The 25,878-nt window shown below is 69.8% G+C and carries 21 protein-coding genes; 4 read left to right on the top strand and 17 right to left on the bottom strand.

Translation table 11 applies throughout. The annotated features are described in order from the left end of the window. Window positions 1-19: 19 nt before the first annotated feature. The 6 genes from QFZ26_RS11895 to QFZ26_RS11870 all read right to left on the bottom strand — a co-directional run bounded on the left by QFZ26_RS11895 (window position 20) and on the right by QFZ26_RS11870 (window position 6,942). Complete coding sequence (locus QFZ26_RS11895) at window positions 20-847, bottom strand: aldo/keto reductase (RefSeq protein WP_307042341.1); 828 nt, start codon at window positions 845-847, stop codon at window positions 20-22. An 87-nt stretch (window positions 848-934) separates the two neighbouring features. Next, a complete protein-coding gene (locus tag QFZ26_RS11890) occupies window positions 935-1,873 on the bottom strand; it encodes a cyclase family protein (protein ID WP_307042339.1) in 939 nt (312 codons plus the stop codon). Further along, window positions 1,870-3,354, bottom strand: coding sequence for an APC family permease (locus QFZ26_RS11885; protein ID WP_307042337.1), 1,485 nt, complete (start codon window positions 3,352-3,354; stop codon window positions 1,870-1,872). Before QFZ26_RS11885 ends, QFZ26_RS11890 begins: the two co-directional genes overlap by 4 nt. 131 nt (window positions 3,355-3,485) lie before the next feature. Beyond that, entirely contained in the window at window positions 3,486-4,313 is an 828-nt protein-coding gene (locus tag QFZ26_RS11880; protein WP_307042335.1) for a slipin family protein, read from the bottom strand. A 60-nt stretch (window positions 4,314-4,373) separates the two neighbouring features. Continuing rightward, window positions 4,374-5,540: a cystathionine gamma-synthase gene (locus QFZ26_RS11875; protein ID WP_307042333.1), complete on the bottom strand. Its 1,167-nt coding sequence runs from the start codon at window positions 5,538-5,540 to the stop codon at window positions 4,374-4,376. Window positions 5,541-5,574: 34 nt separating this feature from the next. Continuing rightward, a complete protein-coding gene (locus tag QFZ26_RS11870; RefSeq protein ID WP_307042331.1) occupies window positions 5,575-6,942 on the bottom strand; it encodes a cystathionine beta-synthase in 1,368 nt (455 codons plus the stop codon). A gap of 253 nt (window positions 6,943-7,195) precedes the next feature. Here QFZ26_RS11870 and QFZ26_RS11865 point away from each other — a divergent pair, with 253 nt between their 5' ends. Together QFZ26_RS11865 and QFZ26_RS11860 are read left to right on the top strand one after the other, a co-directional pair. Further along, complete coding sequence (locus QFZ26_RS11865) at window positions 7,196-7,879, top strand: DUF3105 domain-containing protein (RefSeq protein ID WP_307042329.1); 684 nt, start codon at window positions 7,196-7,198, stop codon at window positions 7,877-7,879. Next, complete coding sequence (locus QFZ26_RS11860) at window positions 7,876-8,640, top strand: DUF305 domain-containing protein (protein WP_307042327.1); 765 nt, start codon at window positions 7,876-7,878, stop codon at window positions 8,638-8,640. The genes QFZ26_RS11865 and QFZ26_RS11860 overlap by 4 nt, the downstream gene beginning before the upstream one ends. Window positions 8,641-8,658: 18 nt before the next feature. On the opposite strand, the gene QFZ26_RS11855 is transcribed toward QFZ26_RS11860, so the two are convergent. The 4 genes from QFZ26_RS11855 to QFZ26_RS11840 all read right to left on the bottom strand — a co-directional run bounded on the left by QFZ26_RS11855 (window position 8,659) and on the right by QFZ26_RS11840 (window position 14,232). Further along, window positions 8,659-10,599 carry an ABC transporter ATP-binding protein gene (locus QFZ26_RS11855; RefSeq protein ID WP_307045062.1) on the bottom strand — a complete coding sequence of 647 codons (1,941 nt, stop codon included), beginning with the start codon at window positions 10,597-10,599 and terminating at the stop codon, window positions 8,659-8,661. Between the two features lie 212 nt (window positions 10,600-10,811). Then, a complete protein-coding gene (locus QFZ26_RS11850; RefSeq protein ID WP_307042325.1) occupies window positions 10,812-11,801 on the bottom strand; it encodes a carbohydrate ABC transporter permease in 990 nt (329 codons plus the stop codon). Continuing rightward, window positions 11,798-12,763: a carbohydrate ABC transporter permease gene (locus QFZ26_RS11845; RefSeq protein ID WP_307042323.1), complete on the bottom strand. Its 966-nt coding sequence runs from the start codon at window positions 12,761-12,763 to the stop codon at window positions 11,798-11,800. Before QFZ26_RS11845 ends, QFZ26_RS11850 begins: the two co-directional genes overlap by 4 nt. Window positions 12,764-12,879: 116 nt before the next feature. Continuing rightward, on the bottom strand, window positions 12,880-14,232 hold the full coding sequence (locus tag QFZ26_RS11840; protein ID WP_307042321.1) for an ABC transporter substrate-binding protein: 1,353 nt from the start codon (window positions 14,230-14,232) through the stop codon (window positions 12,880-12,882). Window positions 14,233-14,497: 265 nt separating this feature from the next. Here QFZ26_RS11840 and QFZ26_RS11835 point away from each other — a divergent pair, with 265 nt between their 5' ends. Both QFZ26_RS11835 and QFZ26_RS11830 read left to right on the top strand, forming a co-directional pair. After that, window positions 14,498-15,523, top strand: a complete 1,026-nt coding sequence (locus tag QFZ26_RS11835; protein ID WP_307042319.1) for a LacI family DNA-binding transcriptional regulator — start codon at window positions 14,498-14,500, stop codon at window positions 15,521-15,523. Window positions 15,524-15,529: 6 nt separating this feature from the next. Further along, window positions 15,530-16,666, top strand: a complete 1,137-nt coding sequence (locus QFZ26_RS11830; RefSeq protein ID WP_307042317.1) for a Gfo/Idh/MocA family protein — start codon at window positions 15,530-15,532, stop codon at window positions 16,664-16,666. A gap of 9 nt (window positions 16,667-16,675) precedes the next feature. Here QFZ26_RS11830 and QFZ26_RS11825 read toward each other — a convergent pair whose 3' ends face one another. The 7 genes from QFZ26_RS11825 to QFZ26_RS11795 form a co-directional block, all read right to left on the bottom strand. Further along, window positions 16,676-17,851, bottom strand: a complete 1,176-nt coding sequence (locus QFZ26_RS11825) for an SGNH/GDSL hydrolase family protein (protein WP_307042315.1) — start codon at window positions 17,849-17,851, stop codon at window positions 16,676-16,678. After that, the gene (locus QFZ26_RS11820; protein ID WP_307042313.1) at window positions 17,848-19,974 is read right to left on the bottom strand and encodes a hypothetical protein; all 2,127 of its coding nucleotides are present in this window, start codon (window positions 19,972-19,974) and stop codon (window positions 17,848-17,850) included. Before QFZ26_RS11820 ends, QFZ26_RS11825 begins: the two co-directional genes overlap by 4 nt. A gap of 8 nt (window positions 19,975-19,982) precedes the next feature. After that, entirely contained in the window at window positions 19,983-20,795 is an 813-nt protein-coding gene (locus tag QFZ26_RS11815) for a carbohydrate ABC transporter permease (RefSeq protein WP_307042312.1), read from the bottom strand. Window positions 20,796-20,797: 2 nt separating this feature from the next. Then, complete coding sequence (locus QFZ26_RS11810; RefSeq protein ID WP_307042310.1) at window positions 20,798-21,673, bottom strand: carbohydrate ABC transporter permease; 876 nt, start codon at window positions 21,671-21,673, stop codon at window positions 20,798-20,800. Window positions 21,674-21,680: 7 nt separating this feature from the next. Then, window positions 21,681-22,955, bottom strand: coding sequence for an ABC transporter substrate-binding protein (locus QFZ26_RS11805; RefSeq protein WP_307042308.1), 1,275 nt, complete (start codon window positions 22,953-22,955; stop codon window positions 21,681-21,683). A gap of 147 nt (window positions 22,956-23,102) precedes the next feature. Beyond that, window positions 23,103-24,929, bottom strand: coding sequence for a class I mannose-6-phosphate isomerase (locus QFZ26_RS11800; RefSeq protein WP_307042306.1), 1,827 nt, complete (start codon window positions 24,927-24,929; stop codon window positions 23,103-23,105). Then, complete coding sequence (locus QFZ26_RS11795; RefSeq protein ID WP_307042304.1) at window positions 24,919-25,875, bottom strand: ROK family protein; 957 nt, start codon at window positions 25,873-25,875, stop codon at window positions 24,919-24,921. Before QFZ26_RS11795 ends, QFZ26_RS11800 begins: the two co-directional genes overlap by 11 nt. Window positions 25,876-25,878 lie beyond the last annotated feature (3 nt).

Raw genomic sequence — 25,878 nt, 5'->3', positions numbered from 1 at the left:
AACGAATGGATGCCCCGGCTCAGAGCTCCTCCCTGGACTCGGGGTCGCCACCGATGCGTCCGCGGGCGAGCGCTGAGATCGCGTCGACCTCCTCGGTCGTGAGCGAGAACCCGAACACGTCGAGGTTCTCACGGCGACGCGCGGAATCTGCCGACTTCGGGATCGGCACGGCCTCGAGCTCGACATGCCAGCGGAGCACCGTCTGCGCCGGCGTCACGCCGTGCTCGGCGGCGATCGCCGTGATGGCCGGCTCGCTGAGCAGTTCGGTGCCCTTGCCGAGCGGGGTGTAGCTCTCGGTGCGGATGTCGTGCTCGTCGTGGAAGGCACGTAGCTCGGGCTGTGGAAAGTACGGGTGCAGCTCGATCTGGTTGACGACCGGCACGACGCCGGTCTCGTCGATGAGTCGCGTGAGCATCGCCGGCGTGAAGTTCGAGACGCCGATCGAGCGCACGAGGCCCTTCTCGCGAAGTGAGATCATCGCCCGCCAGCTGTCGACGTACTTGTCGATGCGCGGCAGCGGCCAGTGGATGAGGTACAGGTCGACCCAGTCGAGGTCGAGGCGGCGCCGCGACTCCTCGAAGCTCGCGACCGTCTCGTCGAACCCGTGGTGCCGGCCCGGCAGCTTCGTGGTGATGATGAGGTCGCTGCGGTCGACGTCGGTGCGCCGAACCGCCTCGCCGACGACGTCTTCATTGCCGTAGATGTAGGCGGTGTCGATGAGCCGGTACCCGTCGGCGATGCCCGACACGATGGCCTCGATGCCCTTCTGGTCGTTCAGGCCGTAGGTGCCGAGCCCGATCGCCGGGATGGAGTTGCCGTCGCGGAGGGAGTACGCGGGTGCGCTCATTGCTCCATCCTCACGCACGAGCGCGACGGATGCCACCGCAACGGCCGCTCGCGGTCAGACGCACAGCCGACGCACGGCGGCGGCCACTCAGCCGGCCGGCACCTCGGCGAACGCCCGCACGGGGAACGTGCCGAACCCGTCGACGCGCGGCGGCACCGCCGTGAACCGCGCTCCGCGCACGGGGACGCGCTCGAGCGCCGTGAGGTGCTCGACGACGTGGATGCCCGCGGCGAGCAGGATCGAGTGCGCCGGGCGTTCGCCGCCCGACTCGGTGTCGTCGATGTTCAGCGCGTCGATGCCGACGAGGGCGACCCCCGCGTCGGCGAGGTGCCGGGCGCCGGCCTCGGTGAGGAACGGCGACCCGTGCGCGTACTCGGGGCGACCGAAGTGGCGACTCCAGCCGGTGTGCAGCAGCACGGCGGAGCCGGCGAGCTCACGGTCGAAGAACACCTCGGCGGGAATGCCGCGCGTCGAGGCATCCGTCAACCGGAACACCTCGGCCGGCACGCCGACGAGCGTGTCGAGCGGCAGGCTCGCGAGGTCGCCGCCGTCGGCGTAGCGGTGGAACGGGCTGTCGAGGTATGTGCCGGTGTTGCCCGCGAGGTGGATGACGTCGATCTCGAACTCGGTGCCGGGCGCATAGTGCTCGCGCGAGGCCTCTCGGGTGAGGTGCGGGGTGATGGTCGGCGCGGGGATGCCGGGGTAGGTCACGAGCCCGGCGCTGATGGTGTGGCTGAGGTCGATGAGCTCGCCGCGCTCCGCAGACCGACCGACGGATGCCGCCGCCACGCCGGTGCCGGGATCGCCCACGCCGCGCGACCCGCGGTGCGGCTCTTCGACGATCTCGAGGTTCGAGAGCGCGACCGAGCCGACGAGCGTGAGCCCGAGGTGGCGCACGAGGAGCTCGCCGATCTGCGCCTCGCCGAGGTCGGCCGACGGCAGGTCGAGCCGGAAGGCCTCGGCGCGCAGGCCGCCTCCGTTGGCGAAGTCGATCTGGGCGTCGAAGTGGGCGCGGTACTCGGTCATTCGGTGTCCTCTGGCTTGGTCGCGGCGGACGTCGGGGTCGAGCGGCGGGCGGCGAGCGGAGCGCGCGCCGGTGCCGTGTGCGCACCGACGAGGTCGGCGGAGGCGTCGAGTGACGTCGCCGAAACGGGAGCAAGCGCGGGCGCCGGCTCGGGAGCCGCAGGGGAACCGGGAGCGACCACCGCGTCGGCCCCGCGGCGACGCGACCGCACCCGGCGCACGATCGTCACGGTCACCGCGGCGACCGCGAGCACGAGCGGCACGACGAGGTTCGCCCATGCGAGCACGAGCAGCCCGGCCGTCATGATGGTCGCGACCACCGCGAGCCACCACCCGAACGACCAGCGCTCGAGCAGCAGCGTCGCGGCGAGCATGCCCGCGGCGTAGATGGCGACCATGTTGCTCGTGTGGATGAGGATGAACCCCGAGAGGTCGAGGTCGTTGAGCAGCATGAGGCCGAAGTAGATGACGATGAGCACGCCGGTGAGCGCGAGCGCACGACGCGGCACCTCGCCGTCGGCGGCGCCCTTCGCGAAGAACCGGGGCAGGTCGCCGTCGCGGCCGAGGGCGGCCCCGAGCTTGCCGAAGGCCGGCAGGTAGGCGTTCATGACGCCGAAGGTGACGATCGCCGCGACGGCCGCGATGATGACCGGCCCGACGCCGGGCGCGGTGGTCTCGACGAGGTCGAGCAGCGGCACCTGGCCCTCACCGGCGCGGTCGCCGAGCACGGCGACCGTCACGAACTGGAGGGCGAGGTAGCCTGCGCCCACGACGACCACGGCGATCGCGGTCGCGATCGGGATGGTGCGCCGCGGATTCCTGAACTCGCCGGCGATGTGGGTGCCGACCTCCCAGCCGGCGAACGCCCACACGAACAGGCTGATCGCGACGCCGACGCCCGCCCAGCCGTTGGGCAGGAACGGCTCGAAGTTGGAGGCGTCGACCGCCGGGAACGTGATGGCGACGACGCCGACCACGACCGTGAGCAGCAGCCCCGTGAGCACGAACTGCACCCACCCGGCCACGCGCACGCCGAACCAGTTGGCGATGAACGGCGGCACGAAGACGGCGAACCCGATGATCGGCACGGCCGACCGGTCGACCCCGAGCACGGCGACGACGTATTCGCCGCCGAGGACCGCGAGCACGGGCGCGCCCACGCACACGCCGAAGAAGAACCAGTAGCCCGTCATGCGGGCGGCGGTGCCGCCGAGCGCCCGGCGCACGAAGCTCGCCACGCCGCCCGCGTCGGGGTAGCGTGCAGCGAGCGCGGCGAAGGTGCCGGCGAGCGGGATCGAGAGCACGAGCACGGCCGCCACCGCGACGATCGATGCAGGGCCCGCTGCAGCGGCCGCGAGACCGGGCAGCACGAGGATGCCGGTGCCCAGTACGCTCGCGATGTAGAGCGCCGTGCCCTGCACGAGGCCGAGGCTGCCCCCGTGGTGCTGCCGGCCCTCGGCCGCGTCGGTGTTGTTCGAAGTCACCCGCTCATTCTGGGGCATCCCGCCGACATGCGGCGATGGCAGGATTGACAGGGTTCGTCGACATCCTGCCACCGTCAAGTCGACGGTCACGCCCGAAGCGCACCCGGTTCACACCGGTCGCACGCCGCCGGTCACGCCCGGCGCACCTGCGCCGTCGCCGCCTCACGATCGAGGAAGTTCGTGATCTCCCCGATCGACGCCAGGAGCGGAGCGGGGAACAGCACGAGCGTGTTCTTGTCGACGCCGACCTCGACGAGCGTCTGCAGCGTTCGCAGTTGCAGGGCGAGCGGATGCCCCATCATCGTGTCCGACGCGACGCCGAGCTGCGCCGCCGCGAGTGCCTCGCCCTCTGCCGCGATGATCTTCGCGCGCTTCTCGCGCTCCGCCTCCGCCTGCTTCGCCATGGCGCGCTTCATCGAGTCGGGCAGCAGGATGTCCTTGAGCTCGACGAGCGTGACCTCGGCGCCCCAGTCGACGGTCAGCACGTCGAGGATCTCGCGGATGTTCGCGTTGAGCTTCGCGGTCTCCGCGAGCGTCTCGTCGAGGTGGTGCTGGCCGACCACCTTGCGGAGCGTCGTCTGCGCGATCTGGTCGATCGCCGAGTGCACGTTCTCGATCGCGATCACCGACTTCACGGGGTCGACGATGCGGAAATAGGCGACCGCCGAGACGCCGACGCTCACGTTGTCCTGCGTGATGATGCCCTGCGACTGGATCGGCAGCGTGACGATGCGCAGCGACACCTTCGTCATCACGTCGACGATCGGGATGATGAACCGGATGCCCGGCTCGCGCACGTTGTGCAGGCGGCCGAACCGCAGCACGACACCGCGTTCGTACTGCTTCACGATGCGCACCGACATGAAGAACAGCACGATCACGAGCACGCCCACGATGATGAGGGTGACCCAGAACCAGACCATGGAGATCATCTCCTCGGCGCCGGTGACGTGCCGCACGCCGCTGCCTCCATTCTCCCACTCAGGGGCCCTGGAGCGACCGGGAGCGATCGGATGCCCCTATAGCTGCGCGAGCGCCCCGTCGATGTCGTCGAGCAGGTCGTCGACGTCCTCGATGCCGACCGAGAGGCGCACGACGGACTCGGGCACCTCGGCCTCGGTGCCCTTCACCGATGCGTGCGTCATCTCGGAGGGGTAGTTCACGAGCGATTCGACGCCGCCGAGCGACTCGGCGAGCTGGAACAGCGACGTCGACTCCGCGAAGCGCCGCGCCGCCCCGGGTCCCCCGGCGAGCGAGATCGAGATCATGCCGCCGAAACCGCCCGACATCTGACGGGCCGCGAGTCCGTGCCCCGGGTGCGACTCGAGTCCGGGGTAGTAGACGTGCTCGATGCCGGCGTGCTCCTCGAGTCGCCGAGCGATGGCGAGGGCGTTCTGGCTGTGCCGCTGCATGCGGATTCCGAGGGTCTTGATGCCGCGCGAGGTGAGGAAGGCGTCGAACGGACTCGAGACCGCGCCGGCGGCGAACTGCGTGAAGGTCACGCGCTCGGCGAGTTCTTCCTGCCCTGCGGCGAACACCAGCCCGCCGCCGACGATGTCGGAGTGACCGCCGAGGTACTTCGTGGTCGAGTGCACGACCACGTGCCCGCCGAGCGCGATCGGCTGCTGCAGCGCGGGCGACGCGAAGGTGTTGTCGACGACGACGAGCACGCCGGCCTCATCGCCGAGCTCGGCGAGCGCCGCGACATCCGAGATCTTCATGAGCGGGTTCGACGGCGTCTCGACCCAGAGCACCTTCGTGGTGCCGAGCTCGATCGCTTCGCGCACGGCATCGAGATCGCTCGTGTCGACGGTCGTGTGCCGGATGCCCCAGGCACCGAAGATCTTGCGGACGAGCCGGTGCGTGCCGCCGTACACGTCGTTGCCGATGACGACGTGGTCGCCGGGCGCGAGCACGGTGCGCAGCAGCGCGTCTTCAGCGGCGAGGCCCGACGCGAACGAGAGGCCGCGGATGCCGCCCTCGAGCGCCGCGAGCTGCGTCTCGAGCGCCGTTCGCGTGGGGTTGCCGCCGCGCGAGTACTCGTAGCCGCCGCGAAGGCCGCCGATGCCGTCTTGCACGTACGTGGAGGTGAGGTACACGGGCGGGATCACCGCGCCGGTGGTGGGGTCGAACCCCTGGCCGGCGTGGATGGCGCGGGTGTCGAAGCGTGCGTCGTCGTGCAGCATGGTGCGGTGCCTTCCGGGTGGTCCGTTCGGCCGGTCAGGCCGAGAGGTAGGAGAGCAGGTCGGTGCGGGTGATGACCCCGAGCGCCTTGCCGCCGTCGGTCACGAGCATCGCGGGCGCCGTCGAGAACGCGGAGCGGGCGGATGCCACGGGCTCATTGACCCCGATGAGCGGCAGCGGCTCGCCCACGACGCTCGTCACCTTGTCGGTGAGCTTCGCCTGCCCGGAGAAGACGAGGTCGAGGAGCTCGGCCTCGTGCAGGGCGCCCGTGACCTCGCCGAGCACGACGGGCGGCTCGGCCGAGAGCACGAGCAGCTGCGAGACGCCCGTCTCGGTCATGCGGTCGATCGCCTCGCGCACCGTGTCGTTCGGGTGCACGTACACGAGAGGCTCGATGCGGTCGGCCTTCGCGGCGAGGAGCTCGGCGATCGTGTGACCGGCGGGCGCGTTCGAGAACCCGTAGGCGCGCATCCACTTGTCGTTGAAGATCTTGCCGAGGTAGCCGCGGCCGCCGTCGGGCAGGAGCACGACGAACACGTCGTCGGGGCCGGCGGATGCCGCGGCCTTGAGCGCCGCGACCACGGCCATGCCGCTCGACCCGCCGACGAGGATGCCCTCCTCGCGTGCGAGGCGGCGCGTCATGTCGAACGACTCGGCGTCGCTGACGGCGATGATCTCGTGCGGCACCGCGGGGTCGTACGCCGTCGGCCAGAAGTCTTCGCCGACGCCCTCGACGAGGTAGGGGCGGCCGGTGCCGCCGGAGTACACGGATCCCTCGGGGTCGGCGCCGATGATGCGCACCCGGTCGTCGGACACCTCACGCAGGTAGCGCCCGGTGCCGGTGATCGTGCCGCCCGTGCCGACGCCGGCGACGAAGTGCGTGATCTTGCCGTCGGTGTCGCGCCAGATCTCGGGGCCGGTGGTCTGGTAGTGCGAGCGGGGCCCGTTGGGGTTGGAGTACTGGTCGGGCTTGAACGCGCCCGGGATCTCGCGGGCGAGCCGGTCGGAGACGCCGTAGTACGACTCGGGGCTGTCGGGCGCGACCGCCGTGGGGGTCACGACGACCTCGGCGCCGTAGGCGGTGAGCACGTTGCGCTTGTCTTCGCCGACCTTGTCGGGGCACACGAACACGCAGCGGTAGCCGCGCTGCTGCGCGATGAGCGCCAGCCCGACCCCGGTGTTGCCCGACGTGGGCTCGACGATGGTGCCGCCCGGCTTGAGCTTGCCCTCGCGCTCGGCGGCGTCGATGATGCGCTCGGCGATGCGGTCTTTCGAGGAGCCGCCCGGGTTGAAGTATTCGAGCTTCACGAGCACCGTGGCATCGGTCACCCCCTCGGTGACGCGCTGGAGCTTCACGAGCGGGGTGTCGCCGACGAGGTCGACGATCGTCTCTGCGTACTTCATGCGGTGTCCTTGCTTGTCTGCTCGGCCGCTTCGTGGGCGGGTGGCGAGCGGCGAACGATCAGGTGTGGGGGTCGGTCGACGTCGGCGTCAACGACAACACAGCGAGAGGATCACGTCGCCAACTCTATCCGTTTCCGTGCTCGCCGAGCCGGTCGATGAGATGGAGACGGGCGAGCGGATGCCCCGACCCGGTAATCTCCCAGCTGCATGCGTTCGTATTGCCCTGACGTCCCGTTCGAGAGAGGCCACCCGCGTGAGCGCGACCCCGCCCGTTCCCCCCGCCGTGAAGAAGGCCCAGTCCGTGAAGGAGAAGCGGGCCGCCGAGCGCGAACGCAAGCTCGAGGAGTTCCGCAAGCGCGAGGCGCGTGCCAAGCGCAATCGCCGCATCGCCATCTGGTCGTCCGTGGCGGGCGGCGTCGCGGTGGTCGCCCTGCTCGTGACCGCGATCGTGCTGACGCCGCAACCCGTGGCGTACAGTGCCGGCGGCGAGGGTGTCGAGATCGACGGCGTCGAGACCTTCGACAACGAGTCGCTCCACGTCGAGGGCACGGTCGACTACCCGCAGACCCCGCCCGCCGGCGGCGAGCACAGCCAGGTGTGGCTGAACTGCGGCGTCTACGACCAGCCGGTGCCGAACGAGAACGCCGCGCACTCGCTGGAGCACGGCGCCCTGTGGGTCACGTACGACCCCGCGCTCGGCGACGGTCAGCTCGAGGCACTGCGCGCCAAGCTGCCCTCGACCTACGTGGTGCTCTCGCCGTTCGACGGACTCCCTTCCCCCATCGTGCTGAGCGGCTGGAACACCCAGCTCCAGATCGAGGACGCCGACGACCCGCGCATCGCGGAGTTCTTCGAGGAGTACTGGAAGAGCCAGCACGTGCCCGAGCCCGGCGCGCTGTGCACCGGCGGGCTCGACGCCCCCGGCAAGGTGTCGTGAGCGGCGACGCCACCGACCCCTCCGCGCACGACGTGCGCGAGGTGCGCGACGAGGGCGACGTGCGCGACGCGGGCGACGTCCGCGACGAGCTGAGCCCGGGCCGCCGCGCGGGAAGCGGTGCCGGGCGCGCGGCCGTGATCGTTGCGGCATCCGTCGCCCTCCTGGTCGTCGCGATCGCCGCGTTCTCGTTCGGCCGCATCTCGACGCTCGCCGCGCCGACACCCGACGCCACGCCCGCCGACACGAGCGCCGAGGCCGGGTTCGCCCGCGACATGCAGGTGCACCACCTGCAGGGCACCGAGCTCGCGATGATCGTGCGCGAGGTGTCCGACGACCCCGAGGTGCGAACGCTCGCCTACGACATCGCGACGACCCAGTCGCAGCAGGCGGGTCAGCTCTACGGCTGGCTGAGCGCGTGGGACCTGTCGCAAGCGGGCAGCGAGCCATCCATGACCTGGATGACGCGGCCCGCCCTCGACGGCTCGGTGCATGACTCGCACGCGGGCCATGAGCCCGGCGGGCCGATGCCCGGACTCGCGACGCGAGCCCAGATCGAGCAGTTGCGCTCCCTCAGGGGGATCGAGGCCGATCGCCTGTTCCTCGAGCTGATGATCGCGCACCACCGGGGCGCCGTCGAGATGGCGGATGCCGCACTCGAGCGGGCCTCGAACCACATCGTCGTGAGCTTCGCTCGCGCCGTCTCCCAGAGCCAGGCCGCTGAGATCGCCCTGATGGAGCGGCTGCTCGCCGAGCGCAGCTGAACACTCGAGCCTCGCGCGCTACTCGACCGCTGGAAGCTCGAGCACCGGCCGTTCCTCCTGCTGGCGGTAGAGCGACGCGTACACGCCCTCGGCGCTCACCAGCTCGGCGTGCGTGCCGCGCTCGACGATGCGTCCGGCCACCACGACGAAGATGACGTCGGCGGCCACGACCGTCGAGAGGCGGTGCGCGATCGCGATCGTCGTGCGGCCGCGGGCCGCATCGTCGAGCGCCTGCTGCACCACCCGCTCCGAGATCGTATCGAGCGCACTGGTGGCCTCGTCGAGCACGAGCACCGCGGGGTCCTTCAGCAGCACCCGCGCGATGGCGATGCGCTGCTTCTCACCGCCCGAGAGGCGGTAGCCGCGCTCGCCGACGACCGTGTCGTAGCCCTCGGGGAACGAGGCGATGGTCTCATGGATGTTCGCGGCCCGGGCCGCCGCCTCGAGCTCGGCGTCGGAGGCATCCGGCCTCGCGTAGCGCAGGTTCTCGGCGATCGTGGCATGGAAGAGGTAGGTCTCCTGGCTCACGATGCCGATGTGCGAGATGAGCGACTCCTGGCTGAGCTCGCGAACGTCGACCCCGGCGAAGCGAACAGCGCCATCGGATGCCTCGTACAGCCGCGGCACGAGGTACGACACCGTCGTCTTGCCCGCACCCGACGGACCCACGAACGCGGCGAACTGCCCCGGCTCGATCGAGAAGCTCACCCCGTCGAGCGTCGGCCGCGAATCGTCGTCGGCATCGGGATAGCGGAAACTCACCTCCGCGAACTCGACGCGGCCGAGCGCGGGGCCCGACGGCACGTCGCGGGCGTCGGGGGCATCCGTGATCGCGGGCTTCAGGTCGAGGTACTCGAAGATCCGGGCGAAGAGCGCGCTCGAGGTCTGCAGGTCGAGGGCGACCCGCATGAGCCCCATCAGCGGGAACAGCAACCGCGCCTGCACGGTCGTGAACGCGACGATCGTGCCGGCCGTGACATCCGCCACCCCGCCCGCGATCAGCCAGCCCGCGACGAGGTAGACGATGGCCGGGATCGACGACATGAAGATGTTCACCATGGCGAAGAACCACTGGCCCGTCATCTGCTGGCTGACCTGCAGCCGGATCTGGTTCTGGTTCTCGTCGGCGTAGCGCTCGATCTCGCTGCGTTGGCGCGTGAAGCTCTTCGAGAGCAGGATGCCCGAGACGCTCAGCGTCTCCTGCGTGATCGCCGTCATCTCCGAGAGCGACTCCTGCGTCTTGCCCGCGATGCGCGCGCGCACCTGTCCCACCCGGCGCTGGGCGATGACCATGAACGGCATCAGGACGAGCGCGATGATCGTCAGCTGCCAGTTGAGGATCAGCATCGCGATGAACGCCGAGATCACCGTGACGGTGTTGCCGAGCACGCTCGACACCGTGTTCGTGAGCACCCCGGCGACACCGCCGACGTCGTTCTGGAGCCGCGACTGGATGATGCCGGTCTTGGTGCGCGTGAAGAAGCTGAGCTCCATCGACTGCAGGTGGGTGAAGAGGCGCACGCGCAGTGCCCCCATGACCTTGTTGCCGATCGTGGCGGTGAGCCACGTCTGCCACACGCCGAGCAGCGCCGAGACGATGAAGACGGCGATCATCGCGAGCACGATCCACGAGAGCACCGTGAGGTTCGGACCGCTGCCGTCGGTGGGGAACAGGCCGTCGTCGAAGGCCCGCTGGGTGAGCAGTGGCGGGATGACGCTGAGCGCCGCGCCGATGAGCACGAGCACGACGGTCGTGATGAGCGCCGGCTTGTGCGGCGCGAACAGCTCGGAGATGCGGCGCAGCAGGTGCGGGATCTTCGGCGCCTCCGCGTTCGCGGCACGCTGCGCCTGCTCATCGACCGAGAAGCCCCGGCGCGGTGCCGCAGTTGCTCCGGCGCCGGCGGTGCCCCCGCGGCGTGCACCGCCCGTGCCGCCGCCCCCGCCGTGAACGCCGCCCATGCTCATGGATTCACCCTATGCCGGGCTGCGGCGGCTGCGGCCGAGATGGGCCCCTCCAGCGGGCTCGTTCGCTCAGCGCGTGGCGCGGGCGCGGCCGCCTACCTCTCCCTGCCACCGTCCCCACGCCCCGCTGGCAATTCAGGACGGCGCATGGCGGATGCCGCGAGCCCCCGCGCGCGGCATCCGTCGGCCTTGCCGGTTCTGGAGCGGGCCTACCCCTTCGTCGCGCCTGCCAGGAGTCCGCGCACGAAGTAGCGCTGCAGGCCGAAGAACACGGCGAGTGGGATCACGATCGAGATGAACGCCGCGGCGGTGAGTCGCTGCCAGTCCTGACCTCGCGTGCCGACCATCTCGGCCAATCGCTGGGTGAGTGGCGCGACGTCTTGCGTGCCGCCCGAGAAGATGAGGGCGACGAGCAGGTCGTTCCACACCCAGATGAACTGGAAGATCGCGAACGAGGCGAGCGCCGGCGTGGCGAGCGGCAGCACGATGCGGAAGAAGATCTGACCGTGCGTCGCGCCGTCGACCCGTGCCGCCTCGATGACATCGCCGGGAATCTCGGCGATGAAGTTGTGCAGCAGGAAGATCGCGAGCGGGAGCGCGAACATCGAGTGCGCGAGCCACAGCGGCAGGTAGTTCTGCTCGGGGATGATCGGGATCACGTCGTGCAGCCAGGCCTGCATGGGTCGCAGCCAGGTGGAGAAGATCTGCAGGAGCGGCACGAGCGCCATCTGCAGGGGGATGATCTGCAGTGCGAACACGAGGATGAACAGCCAGTTCACCCACTTGAACCTGATCCACGCGAAGGCATAGGCCGCCATCGACGCGAACGTGAGCGGAATCAGCGTGGCCAGTACGGCGATGGCGATCGAGTTCACGATGTACGCACCGAGCTGCGGCGACGACGACGAGGTCGAGAGCAGCACGTCGCGGTAGTTGTCGAGCGTGAACCCCCAGTTCTCGAAGATGGTCCACCAGCCGGTGGTGCGGATGAGCTCTGCCGGCCGGAAGGACGAGATCAGGAGCCCGAACGTCGGGATCGTCCAGAGCACGGCGATGACGAGCGACGCGATCGTCGCGGTGCGCGACGTGAGGCGCTTCTTGACGCGTGCGCTCTTCGTGCCGTACTCGGCGCGCTCGGTCGCCTCGAGCGAGCCGAGGTCTTTGCCGACCGGGAGGTCGACTGGGGCGACGCTGCTCATCGGATCTCCCTCTGCTTGCGAAGCACGTTGACGTTGTAGATGACGATCGGGAGCACGAGCACGAACAGGATCAGCGCGAGGGCCGAACCGCGTCCGACCTCGCTGGCACGGAATGCCTGCGTGTACATCTCGTTCGCGATGACGCTCGTGTTGAAGTTTCCGGCGGTCATCGTGCGCACGATGTCGAAGACCTTCAGCGTGGCTATCGAGATCGTCGTGAGCACGACCACGAGCGCACCACGGATGCCGGGCACCGTCACGTTCACGAAGCGCTGCCACCCGTTCGTGCCGTCGAGCTGGGCCGCCTCGATCTGCTCGGTCGGCACGCCCTTGATGGCGGCGCTGAGCAGCACCATCGCGAAACCGGTCTGGATCCAGATCATGACGACGATGAGCAGGATGGTGTTGATCGGGTCGGTCTGCAGCCACTGCACGGGTTCGCCGCCGAACGCGACCACGATCGCGTTCAGCAGGCCGATCTGATCGCCGACGCCGTTGTAGTCGTACACGAAGCCCCAGATGACGCCCGCCCCGACGAACGAGATGGCGATCGGCATGAACAGCACGACCTTGTAGTACTTCTCACCGCGGGACTTGTCGATGAACACGGCGTAGGCGAGCCCGACCGCCGTGGCGATCGTCGGCACGAGCAGCACCCAGATGATGGTGTTGATCAGTGAGCGGATGGCCGCCGGCTGGGTGAAGGTCCAGATGAAGTTGTCGAGGGTCCAGGCGCCGTTCGGATCCTGGAATGCGAGCAGGCTCGTGCGGATCGCCGGGTAGATGAGCCCGATGACGATGAAGAGCATCGCCGGGAGGAGGAAGCCCGCGAGCTGCCAATAGTCGCGCCCCTTCTTGGGCGCCTTGTCGATGAAGAAGACGAGGAGTCCGACCACGGCGGCGAAGACGGCGAGCCCCATCACCACCTGGAGCAGCTTGCCGAGCAGATCAGCCGTGGTCATCGTGCCTCCCACTGTTCTTCATTGAAAATCGGAGTCGTCGTTGAAGTCGGGTGAACGAGGGGCGGGGTGTTCAGCCCCGCCCTTCGATCATCCCGCGTTCGGCGCCGTGCGCGCTACTACCCCGCCGGCCAGCTGGATTCGATGGTATTGAGCACCTGGTCTGTGCTCTCACCGCCGACCCAGGCCACGATGCCCTTCCAGAAGGAGTCGGCACCGACGGCGCCGGGCATCAGGTCGGATCCGTCGAAGCGGAACGTCGTCTCGGGATTCTGGAGGATCTCGATCGACTGCACGAGCAGCTCGCTCGACGCGATCTCGGGGTCGAGCCCCTTGTTCGCGCTGATCACGCCGCCCAGGCCCACTCGCTCGTTCGCCCACGTGTCGCTCGACAGGTACGCACGGAACGCCTCGACCTCTTCCGCGTCGCGGAACGCGACCGGGAACTCGCCGCCGCCCGTGACGTTGAGACCGCCACCGGCCTCGACGGGCGGAAGGAGGAAGGCGAAGATGTCGCCGTCGGAGGCGACCTCCACCTCGTCACCGCCCTCGGGGTTCCAGAACGTCTCGTAGAACGAAGCCTGGTGGTGCAGCGAGCACGTTCCGTCGAGGATCGGCAGGCCGGCCTCCTGGAACGACTGGGCGATCTGCGTCGACACGTCGCCGATGCCGCCGTTGACCATCTCGGGGTTCTTGAGGTACGCACCGACGGCATCGAATGCCTCGGCGATGCGCGGGTCATTGAACGGGATCTCGTGCGTCACCCACTGGTCGTAGACCTCGGGGCCGTGCAGGCGGAGCACGAAATCTTCGACCCAGTCGGTGCCGGGCCATCCGGTCGCGTCACCCGACTCGAGGCCGACGCACCAGGGCTGGTGATCGGCAGCGATCTCCTCGGAGAGCGCCGTCAGGTCGTCGAGCGTCTCGGGGATCTCATAGCCGGCCTCCTCGAACTCCGTGGGCGAGTACCAGACGTAGCCCTTGATGCTCGCCATGAGCGGGGCGGCGTAGAAGGTGCCCTCGTGGGTGCCGTACTGCTTCCAGTCTTCGGACCACCACTCGTCGACGTTGGCCTCGACCGCTTCGGATGCCGGGATGAGCCAGCCGCCCGTGGCGAGTCGCGCGAGCAGTCCGGGCTGCGGCACGATGCCGACGTCGGGCGCGTTGCCGCCTTCGGCGAGCACCGCGATCTGGGCCTCGAACTCGCTCGAACCCTGGTATTCGACGCTGATGCCGGTGCAGGTCTCGAAGTCGGCCCACGATTCGTTCAGCCGGTCGGCCTCGAGGTCGAGGATGGTGCCGCCGACCGTGACCTCGGCGCCGTCGAACGTGCCGTAGTCCTCGTAGGGGCCGCAGTCGACGTCGGCTGCGTCTTCTTCAGCGATGTCGCCGGTACACGCCGTGAGCGCGAGGGCCACTGCCGCGGCGCCCACCACTGGGGCCATCCAACGGCGATGCCGTGTGAGTCTCATGTCATCTCCTCGTTGAGTGTGGTGCAGGCGAAGCCGGGAACCGGTTCCAGCCTCAACGGTAGGACAACCGGCCGCTCCTCACAAGTGATCGAAGGTCACGGTTCGGCTACCGCTGGACGTTTCGCGCAAACACTGGCTGAGAGCGCTCACATCTGATTCCGGACGTCTCGGCGCCGAACAGTTCCACCCGGCGGGAAACGGTTCCACAATGCACCCGGTTCGCACTACACTCGCAGGCGGAGCAGCCCGACGGAGGGAGGCGCGCATGGCCGCCATCGGCGACGTCGCCCGCCTCGCGGGAGTGTCCAAGGCCACCGCATCGCGCGCCCTCAGCGGCCGTGGGTCGGTCGCCGTCGAGACGCGAAGGCGCGTCGAGGCCGCCGCCGCCTCCATCGGCTTCATCGCCTCCCCCGACGCCGCGAGCCTCGTGACGGGGCGCACGAAGAACGTCGGCGTGATCATCCCGTTCGTGAACCGGTGGTTCTTCGGCGAGGTGCTCGAGGGCATCGAACGCGCGCTCCTCACGGCCGGCTACGATCTCACGCTCTACAACCTCGCCGACCGCGGACCCGAACGCGAGCGGGTGTTCGACTTCTTCCTCGCCCGCAAGCGGGTCGATGCGGTCATCGCCGTGGGTGTCGACCTCGTCGAGACCGAGCTCGCCGGCCTGGAGGGCCGCGGCAAGCCCGTCGTCTCGCTGGGCGGCAGCGCGCCGCGCTCGCCCCGGCTCGCCATCGACGACGCCGGCGCCGCGGTGCTCGCCACCGAGCACCTCCTCCACCTGGGGCATACGCGCATCGCCCACCTCGCCGGACGCGAGGCCGATCGCAGCGTCGAGAGCGTCCAGGGTCGACGGCTTCGCGGGTTCCGCAGCGCCATGGCGGACGCCGGGCTCGACCCGATCGCGGGTGCGACCGTGCGGGAGACCGAGATGACGCTCCCCGGCGGCTATGCCGCGGCCCTGCAGTTGCTCGGGCACCCGGCCCATCGCCCGTCGGCGCTCTTCGCGGCATCCGATGAGGTGGCCCTCGGTGCCATGCTCGCCGCTGAGCGGCTCGGCATCGCGGTGCCCGGCGACCTGTCGATCGTGGGCATCGACGGTCACGAGTACGCCGAGATGTTCGGACTGACGACGGTCGAGCAGTATCCCGGCGAGCAGGGTCGCGTCGCGGTCGAGCTCGTGATGCGCCTGCTCGGCGAGACCGGCGCCGCCGAAGGTGCGCTCGACTCGTCGACCCCGCTCCCGATGCGACTCGTCGTGCGCTCGAGCACCACGACCGCCGCTCGCTGAGGCCCCGTGTCTGCCGCCACTCCCCCACGCATCGGGATCGCCGGCGTGCGCGGGCACGGCGCGAGCCACGTGCACGCCGCCCTCGAGCTCGAGCGAGAGGGACGCGCGCGCCTCGCCGCCCTCGCCGACCGGCGCTCGCCCCGCTCCGAGCACGACGGCGTCGCCACCTACACCGGCGCCTACGACATGATCGCCGAGGCCCAGCTCGACATCGTGGTGCTCTCGACGCCGATGCACACGCACCTGCCGCTCGCGCTCGCGGCGCTCGAGGCGGGGGCCCACGTGCTGCTCGAGAAGCCGCCGACGCCGACGCTCGACGAGTTCCACCGGCTCCTGGCGGCAGCGGATGCCGCGGGGCGGGCCGTGCAGCTCGGGTTCCAGAGCCTCGGCTCGGCCGCCGTCCCCGCGATGCGCGAACTCATCGCTGATGGGGTGATCGGCGACCCCGTGCGGTTCGGCGCCCTCGGCACGTGGATCCGCTCGGTCGACTACTGGCGCCGAACGCCATGGGCGGGGCGGCGAACCCTCGACGGCGTGCCCGTCGTCGACGGCGCCGTGACGAATCCGCTCGCGCACGCGGTCGCGACCGCGCTCGCCGTCGCCGGCGCGACCGGGGAGTCGGATGTCGCGAACGTGCGCCTCGACCTATACCGGGCCAACGACATCGAGGCCGACGACACCTCGTCGCTCGTGATCGACCTGGCCCGCGGCGGGCAGCTCGCGTGCGCGCTCAGCCTCACGGCGGTGCGCCCGAGCGAGCCATGCGTGATCGTCGAGGGCACGGCCGGCCGCCTCGTGCTCTGGTACACGCTCGACGTCGTGCAGCTCGTGGTTCCCGGCGCTTCGATCCCCACGACGACGACGTATCCGCGCGAGGGGCTGCTGGCGAACCTCGTCGACCACGTCGCCGACGGGGCACCGCTCCTGGTTCCCGCGGCGGCGACCGGCGCCTTCATGCGCGTGCTCGAGGCCGTGCGCACTGGGCCCGCGCCGACGCGAATCGACGACCGATTCGTCACGCGCCTCCACGACGCCGAGGGCGAGCACCTCGTCGTCGACGACCTCCAGGCGTGGAGCGAACGCGTCATCGCCGAGGGGCGCACGTTCGCCGAGCTCGGCGCCCACTGGGCGACCGGCGGCTGACGAGTCCGGTCAGCTCGCCGCGAACTGCTGGGTGAACGGAGCCAGCACGAGTTCGGCGAAGCGCTCGCCGATGTGCTGCTGCGCGTCGGGCCCGGGGTGGAGATTGTCGGGCAGGGGCATCCGCTCGGCGTCGGCCTCACCGTAGAGCTCGAGCCCGTCGAGGTACCGGAGGTTCGGGTCGTCGGCGCTCCGGCGTTCCACGATGTCGCGGAGCTCGGCTCGGATCGCGGTGAGCGAGAGCTTGCCCTGCGCGACCTCCTCGCGCGTGCCGCCCGCGATCGACCACTCGACGGGCTTCGCCGGGTCCTGTACGGTCGGGCCGGCTGCGTGCTCGACCGGCTCGCACCAGATCGGCGAGACCACGACGATCGGCGTCTCGGGGTGCCCGTCGCGAAGCGTGTCGAGGAACCCGTGCACCGCCGGTCGGAATGCCCGCATGCGCATCACGTCGCCGTTCACGAGGTTGATGCCGATCTTCAGGCTGATCAGGTCGGCCGGGGTGTCCCGCATGGTGCGCGCCGTGAACGGGTCGAGCATCGCATTGCCTGAGAACGCGACGCTCGTCAGGCCGGCGCCGGCGCGCAGAGCGGCAACGACCGGCCAGGTTCCCGTCACGGAGTCCGCGCGATAGCCGTGACTGATCGAGCTGCCGTGGTGCAGCCAGCGAATCGCGCCGGCGTCTGGTGAGCGGGAAACCGGGGCATCTGCTCGCAGCCCGAGCAGTTCCACCTCGTCGGTGTACGGCAGCCAGAGCTCGAGATCGCGCTCGACGCCGGCGCCTGGGATCGCCTCGAAGCGCACGGTCGACGCCCGGCCGCGCACGACGTACCCGAGCGGTCGCTCGAACGAGAACACGTAGCGCGAGCCCGCGACCGCAGCTGCCTGCGCGACGCGCACGCCCCCGGCCGTCACGTCGTAGTGACTCGGCGGCAGCGCGACGGTCTCGTCGGCGGCCATGCGGGTCGCGTGCACGTCGAGCTCGAGCACGGATGCCGCGGTACGGAACGCGAGGCGGACGCCCGCGCTCTCCGCCGCCGTCTGCACCATGAACCGGTCGGGGATCTGCGCGCGCGCCCACGCCGGGAGTCGCCGCGGCAGGAGACCCTGCTCGGTGCGGTCGACGGTGATGGCGCCGCGCACGTCGACGTCGTCGAGCGCGACGGCCTGCAGCGAGGCCGTGCTCATCGCGCCTCGGTCACCTCGGTCACCTCGCCGTTCGCATGCACGTCGACGAGCCGGTCGCCGACCCGGAGCCCGCGGAGCACCGCGTCGGGGTCGAGCGCCCCGACGCATCCGTTCACCGTGCCGAGCCCGTCGACCGATGGGTCCACGCCGAACAGCGACTCGATCACGAGCCCGACGTACGCCCCGGCCGAGGAGCACGCCCAGTCGATGATGTACGGCAGCTGCGGCGGAGCCTTGCGCGCGCCGCCGTTGATCGGCGGCATCGCCTCTTCCTGGAAGTGCCCCTGGCCGGGCGGGCCCTGGTTCGCGGTGCGGGCGAGCCCCGGGAGCCAGTCGAGGGCGCGCCGCGGTTCGCCCAGGGCGACGAGGGCGCGCGCGGCATCCGCCGGCCAGGCCGGGTACGCGCCGTTCCACTGGTGATCAGGCCGCACGCTGTAGCTCGCGTCGGGATCCCACGGCGAGAGCGAGCGCAACCACGCCGGCGTCTGCAGCTCGCGCGTGAAGAACGAGACCATCTCGCGACGGGTCGTCTCGTCGAGGTCGCCCGCGATCGTCGTGCCGACGATGTTGAAGTCGTAGCAGTGCCGCACCGGCAGCCGCGAGCCGTCGGGCTGCTGCGCCGCGAAGAAGCCCTGCCCCGGCAGGTAGAGATCGACGACGGATGCCACGAGCGCCTCGGCCTCGGCGAGCAGCTCGGCCGCCCCGGTGCCATCGCCGCGCGCTTCGAGCAGCGCCGCGGTCGTGCGCAGGTTCCACACGTTCGCGGCGTTGAAGCTCGCGACCTCGTGGGTGTACGAGCTCACGCACTCGAGCAGGTTGTCGATCTCGCCGTAGTCGGCGAGCGGCGAGTCGCCGCGCAGCTCATGCCAGGCGAGCGACCAGTATCTGAGGTGGTCGGCCACCGGGCGCCCCGCGCCGGGTGCCTCGTCGAGGTAACCGGCATCGCCGGTGTACCGCACGTAGTCGTTCACGAGCCGGGTCATCGCGTAGTCGTTGACGGAGTACCAGCGGCCGACCGGCCCGCCCGTGAGCGACGAGGTGCCGAAGTGCGAGTGGGTGTCGCTCGTGATCCAGTGGCTCAGCTGCCGTTTCATCGGCGCGGGGTCGAGCAGCGCGTGCGTGATCGAGCTCAGGCTGTAGTCCCAGATGAACGTCGTCGTCGCCCAGTAGTTCGGCATGAGGGTGTCGTAACTGCGGCCGAGCACGTTGCCCGCGAAGTCGCGGCGGAACCAGATGACGCCGAGCACGCCCCACCAGTACAGCTTGCGCAGCGCGTCGGACGAGGTCTCGAGCACCGGCAGGTGTCCGGAGAACTCGCTGTTGCCTGGCGTGAACGCCGCCTCGAGCTGGGCGTTCCAGAATCGCTCGGATGCCGCGACTGCAGCGGGCACGTCGGCCGCCACGCCGTCGAACTCGGCGAGCGCGGCAGCACGGGTCGTGGCGATCGCGTGCACGTACCCGAACCGGCCGGTCTCCCCCGGTGCGAGTTCGAGCGTGACCGTGACGTCGCCGCCGCGGCCGGTGCCGCCGATGCCGACCTCGTACTCGTCGGGCGACTCGGCGACGCCGCTGAGGCGAACGGATGCCTCGGCGTCGACGCCCTGCACGCTCCACGCGTCACCCGATGCGTCGGCGAACACCAGCCGCGAGGCATCCGTCTCGACCGTGTTGCGCTCGCTCGGCATCTCGGCGTCGAGCCACGCCTCGGTGGAACGGGTCACCCGCGCGGCGAGCGACAGCATCAACGGCACGGTGCGGGGCTCTGCGCCCGTGTTCGTGACGCGCACGTCGACCGCCACCGCCGTTCGGCCGGGCACGCAGACGGTGGTCGTCTCGAGCTCGAGGCCCGGCAGGCTCGCCCGCCGCACCACCCGGTCGGCACGCCACTCGTGCGTGATCGGCGAGCCGTACGACTCGAAGATGCGCCCGTCGACGAAGAGCACCGCGGTCTTCGCGAGCCCCTGCGACACCGGCGGGAACGTCGTCGCGCTGATCGCCGTCAGGTCGTGGTCGACGCGCACCGTGCCGAGGAAGTTCGTCAGGCCGGAGGGGGCGATCATGTCGTCGTAGTGGTGCGTCACGGCATCGGCCGCGAGGTCGACGACGGTGGGGATGTGGGACATCCGGTCTCCTAGTACTGCCCGAGCGCGAGGCCGCGGGCGAAGAACTTCTGGGTGAAGAGGAAGAGCACGACCGTCGGCAGCGAGACCAGCACGCCGGCCGCGAGCACCGTCGACAGCTGCGCGCCGCCATAGGTGCTCTGCATGCCGGCGAGTGTCGTGACGATCGGGCGCACGTCGTCGGACTGGCTGAGCGTGAGGCCGAGCAGCAGGTCGTTCCACACGAAGGTGGCCTGCAGGATGAAGATCGCCACGAGTGCGCTCGACGCCATCGGCAGGTACAGCCGCGTGAAGATGCGCCACGTCGTCGCGCCGTCGAGCACCGCCGCCTCGAACACGTTGTGCGCGACCCCCGTGAAGAAGTTGCGCATCACGAACGCCGAGAACGGGATCGAGATCGCCGTGTAGATGATGATCATGCCGAGCTGCGTGTCGAACAGGCCGACCCGCGAGTAACCGTCGAAGAGCGGCAGCAGCACCATCTGCAACGGGAACACCGTGCCGCCGAAGATCACGACGAACCACGCGAAGCCGTGCTTGAGTCGCAGCGCGACGATCGCGAATCCGGCCGCCGCGCCCACGAGCACGGCGATCGCCGGCGAGACGAGGGCATAGAGCAGGGTGCTCCACACGCTGTCGCCGAGGCCCGAGAGCTGCAGCGCGTCGGCGATGTTCGAGAACAGCGCGAAGTCGGTCGGCACCCACGACGTCGTCGACGTGAACGTGAGGGGCGACTTCGCGGCGTTGATGAGCAGCAGGTACACCGGCAGCAGCCAGATGACGCCGAAGACGACGAGCACGGAGGTGCGGAGGATTCTCGACATGGCTAGAACTCGTGTTTCTTCGAGAGCTGCTCGCGCAGGTACAGGATGGCGGCGATCATGGTGACGATCGTGAGGAACACGGCGATCGCCGAGCCGAGACCGTAGTCGCTGTTCACGAAGGTCTCCTTGTACATCGTCAGGGCGAGGGTCTCGGACGCGCGACCCGGCCCGCCCTTCGTCATGCTCAGCACGATGTCGAACGTCTTCAGGCTCGCCACGATCGACAGGCCGACGACGACCGCGGTGAGCGGGCGCAGCATCGGCCAGAGGATGCTCGTGAAGAGGCGCCCGCCCGTCGCCCCGTCGACCCGCGCTGCCTCGAGCGGTTCCTTCGGGATCGAGTTCAGGCCGATCGTGAAGAGCAGCGCGTTGACGCCGACCCCCTGCCACGCCGCGGCGATGATCATGACGACCGTGTTGAGCGGGGCATCCACCAGCCAACGCGGCGGGTCGGTGATGCCGAACGCCGCGAGGGCCTGGTCGAGCGCGCCGTTGCTCGAGAGGATGAACGACCAGATCAGGCCGACGCCGATGCCCGAGAGCGCGTACGGGATGAGGAACGGCAGTCGGAGCCACACTCCGCCCGGGAGGTTCCAGGTGAGCAGCGCGAGCGCGAGCCCGATGCCGACCGGGATGAGCAGGGTGCCGACGACCCAGAGCAGGGTGTTCAGCAGCGACCCGACGAACTCGGGGTCCTCGAACATCTCGACGTAGTTCTCGAACCCGATCAGGTCGGGGTCGCCGAGGCCGTTGTACTCGGTGAGGCTGAGGAACGTCGTCCAGAGCAGGGGGAGGTAGAGGAGGACGGCGACCAGGATCACGCCCGGGGCGATGAAGCCCCGGGCGGACCACTGGTACGGCGCCGTGCGGGTCGCCATATCGTCGTTACTCCTGGTCGGCCCAGTACTTGTCGGCCTCGGCCTGGATGGCCTCGAGGAACGGCAGCGGGTCGCCCGGGTTGGCGTTGAAGGCACCGAACTGCTCGAGCGCGACGGTGAGGATCGGCGTGGGCGTCGCCTCGAAGTAGCGCGTGAACAGCAGGTGCTCACCGTCGGCCACGGTCGTGCCGAGGTCGGCGAGCATCGGGTCGGACACGGTCGCCTTCGGGTTGAAGGCCACGTCGCCTCGCGCGTCGTTCCACGCGGACTGCGCATCCGCCGACATCCACCACTCGGAGTACGCCAGGCCCAGCGCCTTCTGGGAGGAGCTCTCGGCGACGCAGAGCGGGCCGGACTCCACCGCGACGGGCGTCTGCTCGAGGTCGGGGTTGGTGGCGGGGATCACGAACATGTCGTAGTCCTCACCGGAGACCATGCCTGCGCCGTCGAGCGAGCCGTTGAAGAAGGAGCCGAAATTGATCATGGCGTAGTCGCCCTGCTTCAGGCCGACCGCCGGGTCGACCGTGCTGCCGGCGTCGCTGAACCAGCCGGCCTCGTGCTCCTCGAGCCAGAGGTTCATGATGTCGACGATCTCGGGATCGGTGTACTTCACCTCACCGGTCGAGAGGCCTTCGTACAGCTCGGGGTCGGTGCCCGCGACGAGCTGCTGGAACCACTGGAAGGTGAAGAGCGTGCTCGTCTGGTAGTACGGCGTGATGCCGGCCGACTTCAGCTTCGTCGCCGCGGCGTCGAGGTCTTCCCACGTCGTGGGCACGTCGATGCCCTGCTCGGCGAAGATCTTCTTGTTGTAGTACATGACCCAGTAGGCGATGTTCATCGGCACGCAGTACTGCTTGCCGTCGACGGTGTAGGTCTCGCGGAGGTCTTCGGTGGCCCAGCCCTCGTCGACGGCCTTGGTCCAGATGTCGGTCGTCTCGGCGATCAGGTCTTCTTCGACGAGTTCGGTGAGCGAGCTGCCGGTGTGCCAGGTGAACAGCCCGGGGCTCTTCGCGGTGCGGAACGACTGCTTGATGAAGGCGTCGTACTGGTTCGCGTCGGAGTAGCCCGTCGTGTTGAGCGTGATCTCGGCCTGCTCTTCGCTCGCGGTGTTGAGCTCGTCGAAGTCGGGCTCCCACGCGGCCTTGTCGGTGTAGAAGTCGAGCGTGCCGGTCGTCTCGCCCGTGTTGTCGGCGGCGCCGCCGCCCGTGCAAGCCGTGAGCAGCAGCGCGGATGCGGCCAGCGCGGCGACTCCGGCCCCGATCTTCGTGCGTCGTGAATTCACTGGAACTCCCTTGTCCTTGGTTTTGGTATCGTTACCAACCGCGTCCGCCAAGGTATCAACGATACCCAGTCGCCGCAAGGCAACGGTTCGTGCTGTGGTGCTGTGGTGCTGTGGTGCTGTGGTGCTGTGGTGCTGGATGGTGCGTGTTCAGTTGTCGGTCGTGCCGGTCCCGCGCACGTACGCCTTGACGGTGCCGAAGCGTTCACTGCGTGAGCGCGCGGTGCGCCGGACCACGTACGGCCCGACCGCGGCCGGAACGATGAAGGTCTCGGCATAGTGCACGAGGTACGGCTCGAAGGCGCCGGTCGGGCTGACGACCTCGACCTCGTCGCCTTCCACGAGGTTCAGCACGTTGACCGTGCCGTCGGTGTCGTGGGCGGCCTCGTCGTGGAACCAGTGCCGGCGTACCTCGATGAACTCGAGCTCGTGCAGCCCGGTGCGCTCCTCGACGAGGCCCGGCTCGCGCCGGAGCTCCTCGACCTGGCCCACGAGGTTCCGCTCGACCCACTCGGTGTCGCGCTCCCACTGGATGTTGCGCTCGCCGTGGTCGAGGTGCACCGGTCGCGGGACGCCGTCGAGGCCGACCCGGCCCCAGTCCCAGAGCTTGAAGGTGAAGATGAACGGCGTCGCCGAGATCTCGAGGACCATCGAGTCGGCGCCCGAGCAGTGCACGGTGCCCGCGGGGATCGCGAAGTGGTCGTGCTTCTTCGCCGGGAAGACGTTGACGTAGCGCTCGGCGTCGAACGGGTGCTCCCCGTCGGTCGCCGCACGGAGCGCCCCGACCATCTCGTCGGGATCGACCCCGGTCTTCACGCCGAGGTACACGACCGCGTCATCGGCGGCATCCAGCAGGTAGTAGCTCTCGTCCTGCGTGTAGGACATGCCGAAGGTGTCGTGGATGTAGTCGGTGAGCGGATGCACCTGCAGCGAGAGGTTGCCGCCGCCCATCGTGTCGAGGAAGTCGAAGCGGATGGGGAACTCGGCGCCGAAGCGTGCGAACGTCTTCTCGCCGAGCAGCGCCCGCGGGTGCATGAGCACGAGGTCGAGCGCGGGGATCTCCACGACCCGCCCGCCGGCCTCGAGCAGCAGCGAGTTCTCTTCGGGCACGCAGTCGAAGCACCACGCGTAGTTGCTCGCCGAGGGGTCGAGGTCGAGCGTGCTCTTCATCCACTGGCCGCCCCAGACGCCGGGGTCGAAGAACGGCACGACCCGGAAGGGCGCAGCGGATGCCGCGGCGAGCGCACCGCGGAACGCGTCGCCCTCGACCGCCCCGGCGCTCCCGAGCGAAGCGTTGCCGTCGACGAGCAGGTCGACCCGGTCGAAGAGCGTGCGCTTGTGGCGGTCGGCGGCACGCCACTCGACGAAGAACCCGCGCTTGTACTTGCGCAGCGCGTCTTCGCCGCCATTGTCGGCACGCCAGTTCGTGGCGCCGGCGCGCTGGCGCTGCTGGATCTCCCAGCGCGCGAGGTCGACGAGCACGAGCGCGTCGGCGCCGCGTTCGACCGCGGCATCCGCGCCCCAGCCGACGACGATGGTCGGGGTCGTGCGCACGGCGAGCCGGCCGCGGAGGGCCGCGACGAGCTCGGGGTCGTAGAACTCGTCGACCGTGAAGTGGCTCATGACGCCGAAGACCCGGTCGTCGGTGAGGTTGCGCCCGATGAGCGCGTCGAGCTGGGCCGTCGGCAGCGCGGCGGCGTCTTCGAGGTCGATCACGTCGACGCCCGGGAGCGCATCGCCGATGCGACGGACGATCGCCGCCACGTCGCCGCCCGGGTACACGTCGACGGCGACGAGCAGCGGGCGTTCGCCGGATCGCGCCTCGGCCAGCTCGAGCGCACGGTGCCACGCGGCGTCGCCGACGATGACCTCGGCGCCGTCGGGCAGCGCGATCGTCGGCAGCTTCACGTAGCTGCTGCGGCCGCCCGCCATGTACTCCTCGAGGCTGAGGTCGGCGGGGTGGTCGTCATGCGTCATTGGCATCCCTTGTCGTTTCGGGGTCGAGGGCGATGGCCGCGAGGCCGCGGAGCACTGAGAGCTCGGGCTCGTCGGGCGTCACGAATCGTGGCCGGAAGGAGGAGGACCAGAGGTGCTCGTGCACGTACTCGGCCAGCGCCGGCAGCACGACGTCGCGTGCACGCAGGACCCCACCGGTGACGACGACCACCGACGGGTCGAACGCGTGGCACTGGGTGACGATCACGGCGCCCCAGATGCGGAGGTAGCGATCGAGCATCGCCGCCGACTCCGGCTCCTGCCGGGTCTCGATGAGGTCGCGGATGCCGAGTGGGCTCGCCGTGGCGACCCGTCGCTGCAACTCGGGGCCGACGGCCACGCGGTGGCCGTCGCTGCCGTCGCCGCGCAGGTCGCGATCGAGTGCCCAGGTGCTCGCGAGCGCCTCGGCGCAGCCGAGGTTGCCGCACGGGCACCGCGAGCCGTCGAGGTCGACCGTGACGTGCCCCGACAGCACGCCGGCGTGGCCGTGCGCTCCTCGGAGCACGTGGCCGTCGATGACGGCGGCGGTGCCGATGCCGGTGCCGAGCGTGATGAGCACGGCGTCGCGCTCACCCGTGGCGCTGCCCGACGCGAGCTCGCCCAGCAGCGCGGCGCGGGCGTCGTTCTCGACGGCCGCCCCGACGCCGAACGTGGAGTGCGACCACTCGGACAGGTCGACGTCGCGCAGCGCTGCGTACTTGCCGTGCGCGGCGAGGAGGCCCCGGCCGGCGCGGTCGACGATGCCGGGCACCGCGATCGCGACCCCCTGCGGACGTCGCCCGGCGAGCAGCGCGTCAGCTGCCTCGGCGACCCGGTCGAGGTGGAAACCGCCGTCGACGGGGAACTCCGCCGTCTCGACGCCGCGGTCGGACGCGAAGACGCCGATCTTGACGGCAGTGCCGCCCAGATCGATCGCGAGTTCGACCATGGG

Origin of the sequence: Agromyces ramosus (assembly GCF_030817175.1) — a bacterium.
GTDB lineage: Bacteria > Actinomycetota > Actinomycetes > Actinomycetales > Microbacteriaceae > Agromyces > Agromyces ramosus_A.
Note: the sequence above shows the minus strand (reverse complement) of the source record. Positions and strands in the feature narration are given on the sequence as shown.

Excerpts from the sequence above, each read along its gene's own strand:
- QFZ26_RS11895 (WP_307042341.1), bottom strand. The coding sequence starts at position 847 with ATGAGCGCACCCGCGTACTCCCTCCGCGACGGCAACTCCATCCCGGCG.
- QFZ26_RS11890 (WP_307042339.1), bottom strand. The coding sequence starts at position 1,873 with ATGACCGAGTACCGCGCCCACTTCGACGCCCAGATCGACTTCGCCAAC.
- QFZ26_RS11875 (WP_307042333.1), bottom strand. The coding sequence starts at position 5,540 with ATGCTGCACGACGACGCACGCTTCGACACCCGCGCCATCCACGCCGGC.
- QFZ26_RS11870 (WP_307042331.1), bottom strand. The coding sequence starts at position 6,942 with ATGAAGTACGCAGAGACGATCGTCGACCTCGTCGGCGACACCCCGCTC.
- QFZ26_RS11855 (WP_307045062.1), bottom strand. The coding sequence starts at position 10,599 with ATGGGCGGCGTTCACGGCGGGGGCGGCGGCACGGGCGGTGCACGCCGC.
- QFZ26_RS11850 (WP_307042325.1), bottom strand. The coding sequence starts at position 11,801 with ATGAGCAGCGTCGCCCCAGTCGACCTCCCGGTCGGCAAAGACCTCGGC.
- QFZ26_RS11845 (WP_307042323.1), bottom strand. The coding sequence starts at position 12,763 with ATGACCACGGCTGATCTGCTCGGCAAGCTGCTCCAGGTGGTGATGGGG.
- QFZ26_RS11840 (WP_307042321.1), bottom strand. The coding sequence starts at position 14,232 with ATGAGACTCACACGGCATCGCCGTTGGATGGCCCCAGTGGTGGGCGCC.
- QFZ26_RS11835 (WP_307042319.1), top strand. The coding sequence starts at position 14,498 with ATGGCCGCCATCGGCGACGTCGCCCGCCTCGCGGGAGTGTCCAAGGCC.
- QFZ26_RS11825 (WP_307042315.1), bottom strand. The coding sequence starts at position 17,851 with ATGAGCACGGCCTCGCTGCAGGCCGTCGCGCTCGACGACGTCGACGTG.
- QFZ26_RS11820 (WP_307042313.1), bottom strand. The coding sequence starts at position 19,974 with ATGTCCCACATCCCCACCGTCGTCGACCTCGCGGCCGATGCCGTGACG.
- QFZ26_RS11815 (WP_307042312.1), bottom strand. The coding sequence starts at position 20,795 with ATGTCGAGAATCCTCCGCACCTCCGTGCTCGTCGTCTTCGGCGTCATC.
- QFZ26_RS11810 (WP_307042310.1), bottom strand. The coding sequence starts at position 21,673 with ATGGCGACCCGCACGGCGCCGTACCAGTGGTCCGCCCGGGGCTTCATC.
- QFZ26_RS11800 (WP_307042306.1), bottom strand. The coding sequence starts at position 24,929 with ATGACGCATGACGACCACCCCGCCGACCTCAGCCTCGAGGAGTACATG.
- QFZ26_RS11795 (WP_307042304.1), bottom strand. The coding sequence starts at position 25,875 with ATGGTCGAACTCGCGATCGATCTGGGCGGCACTGCCGTCAAGATCGGC.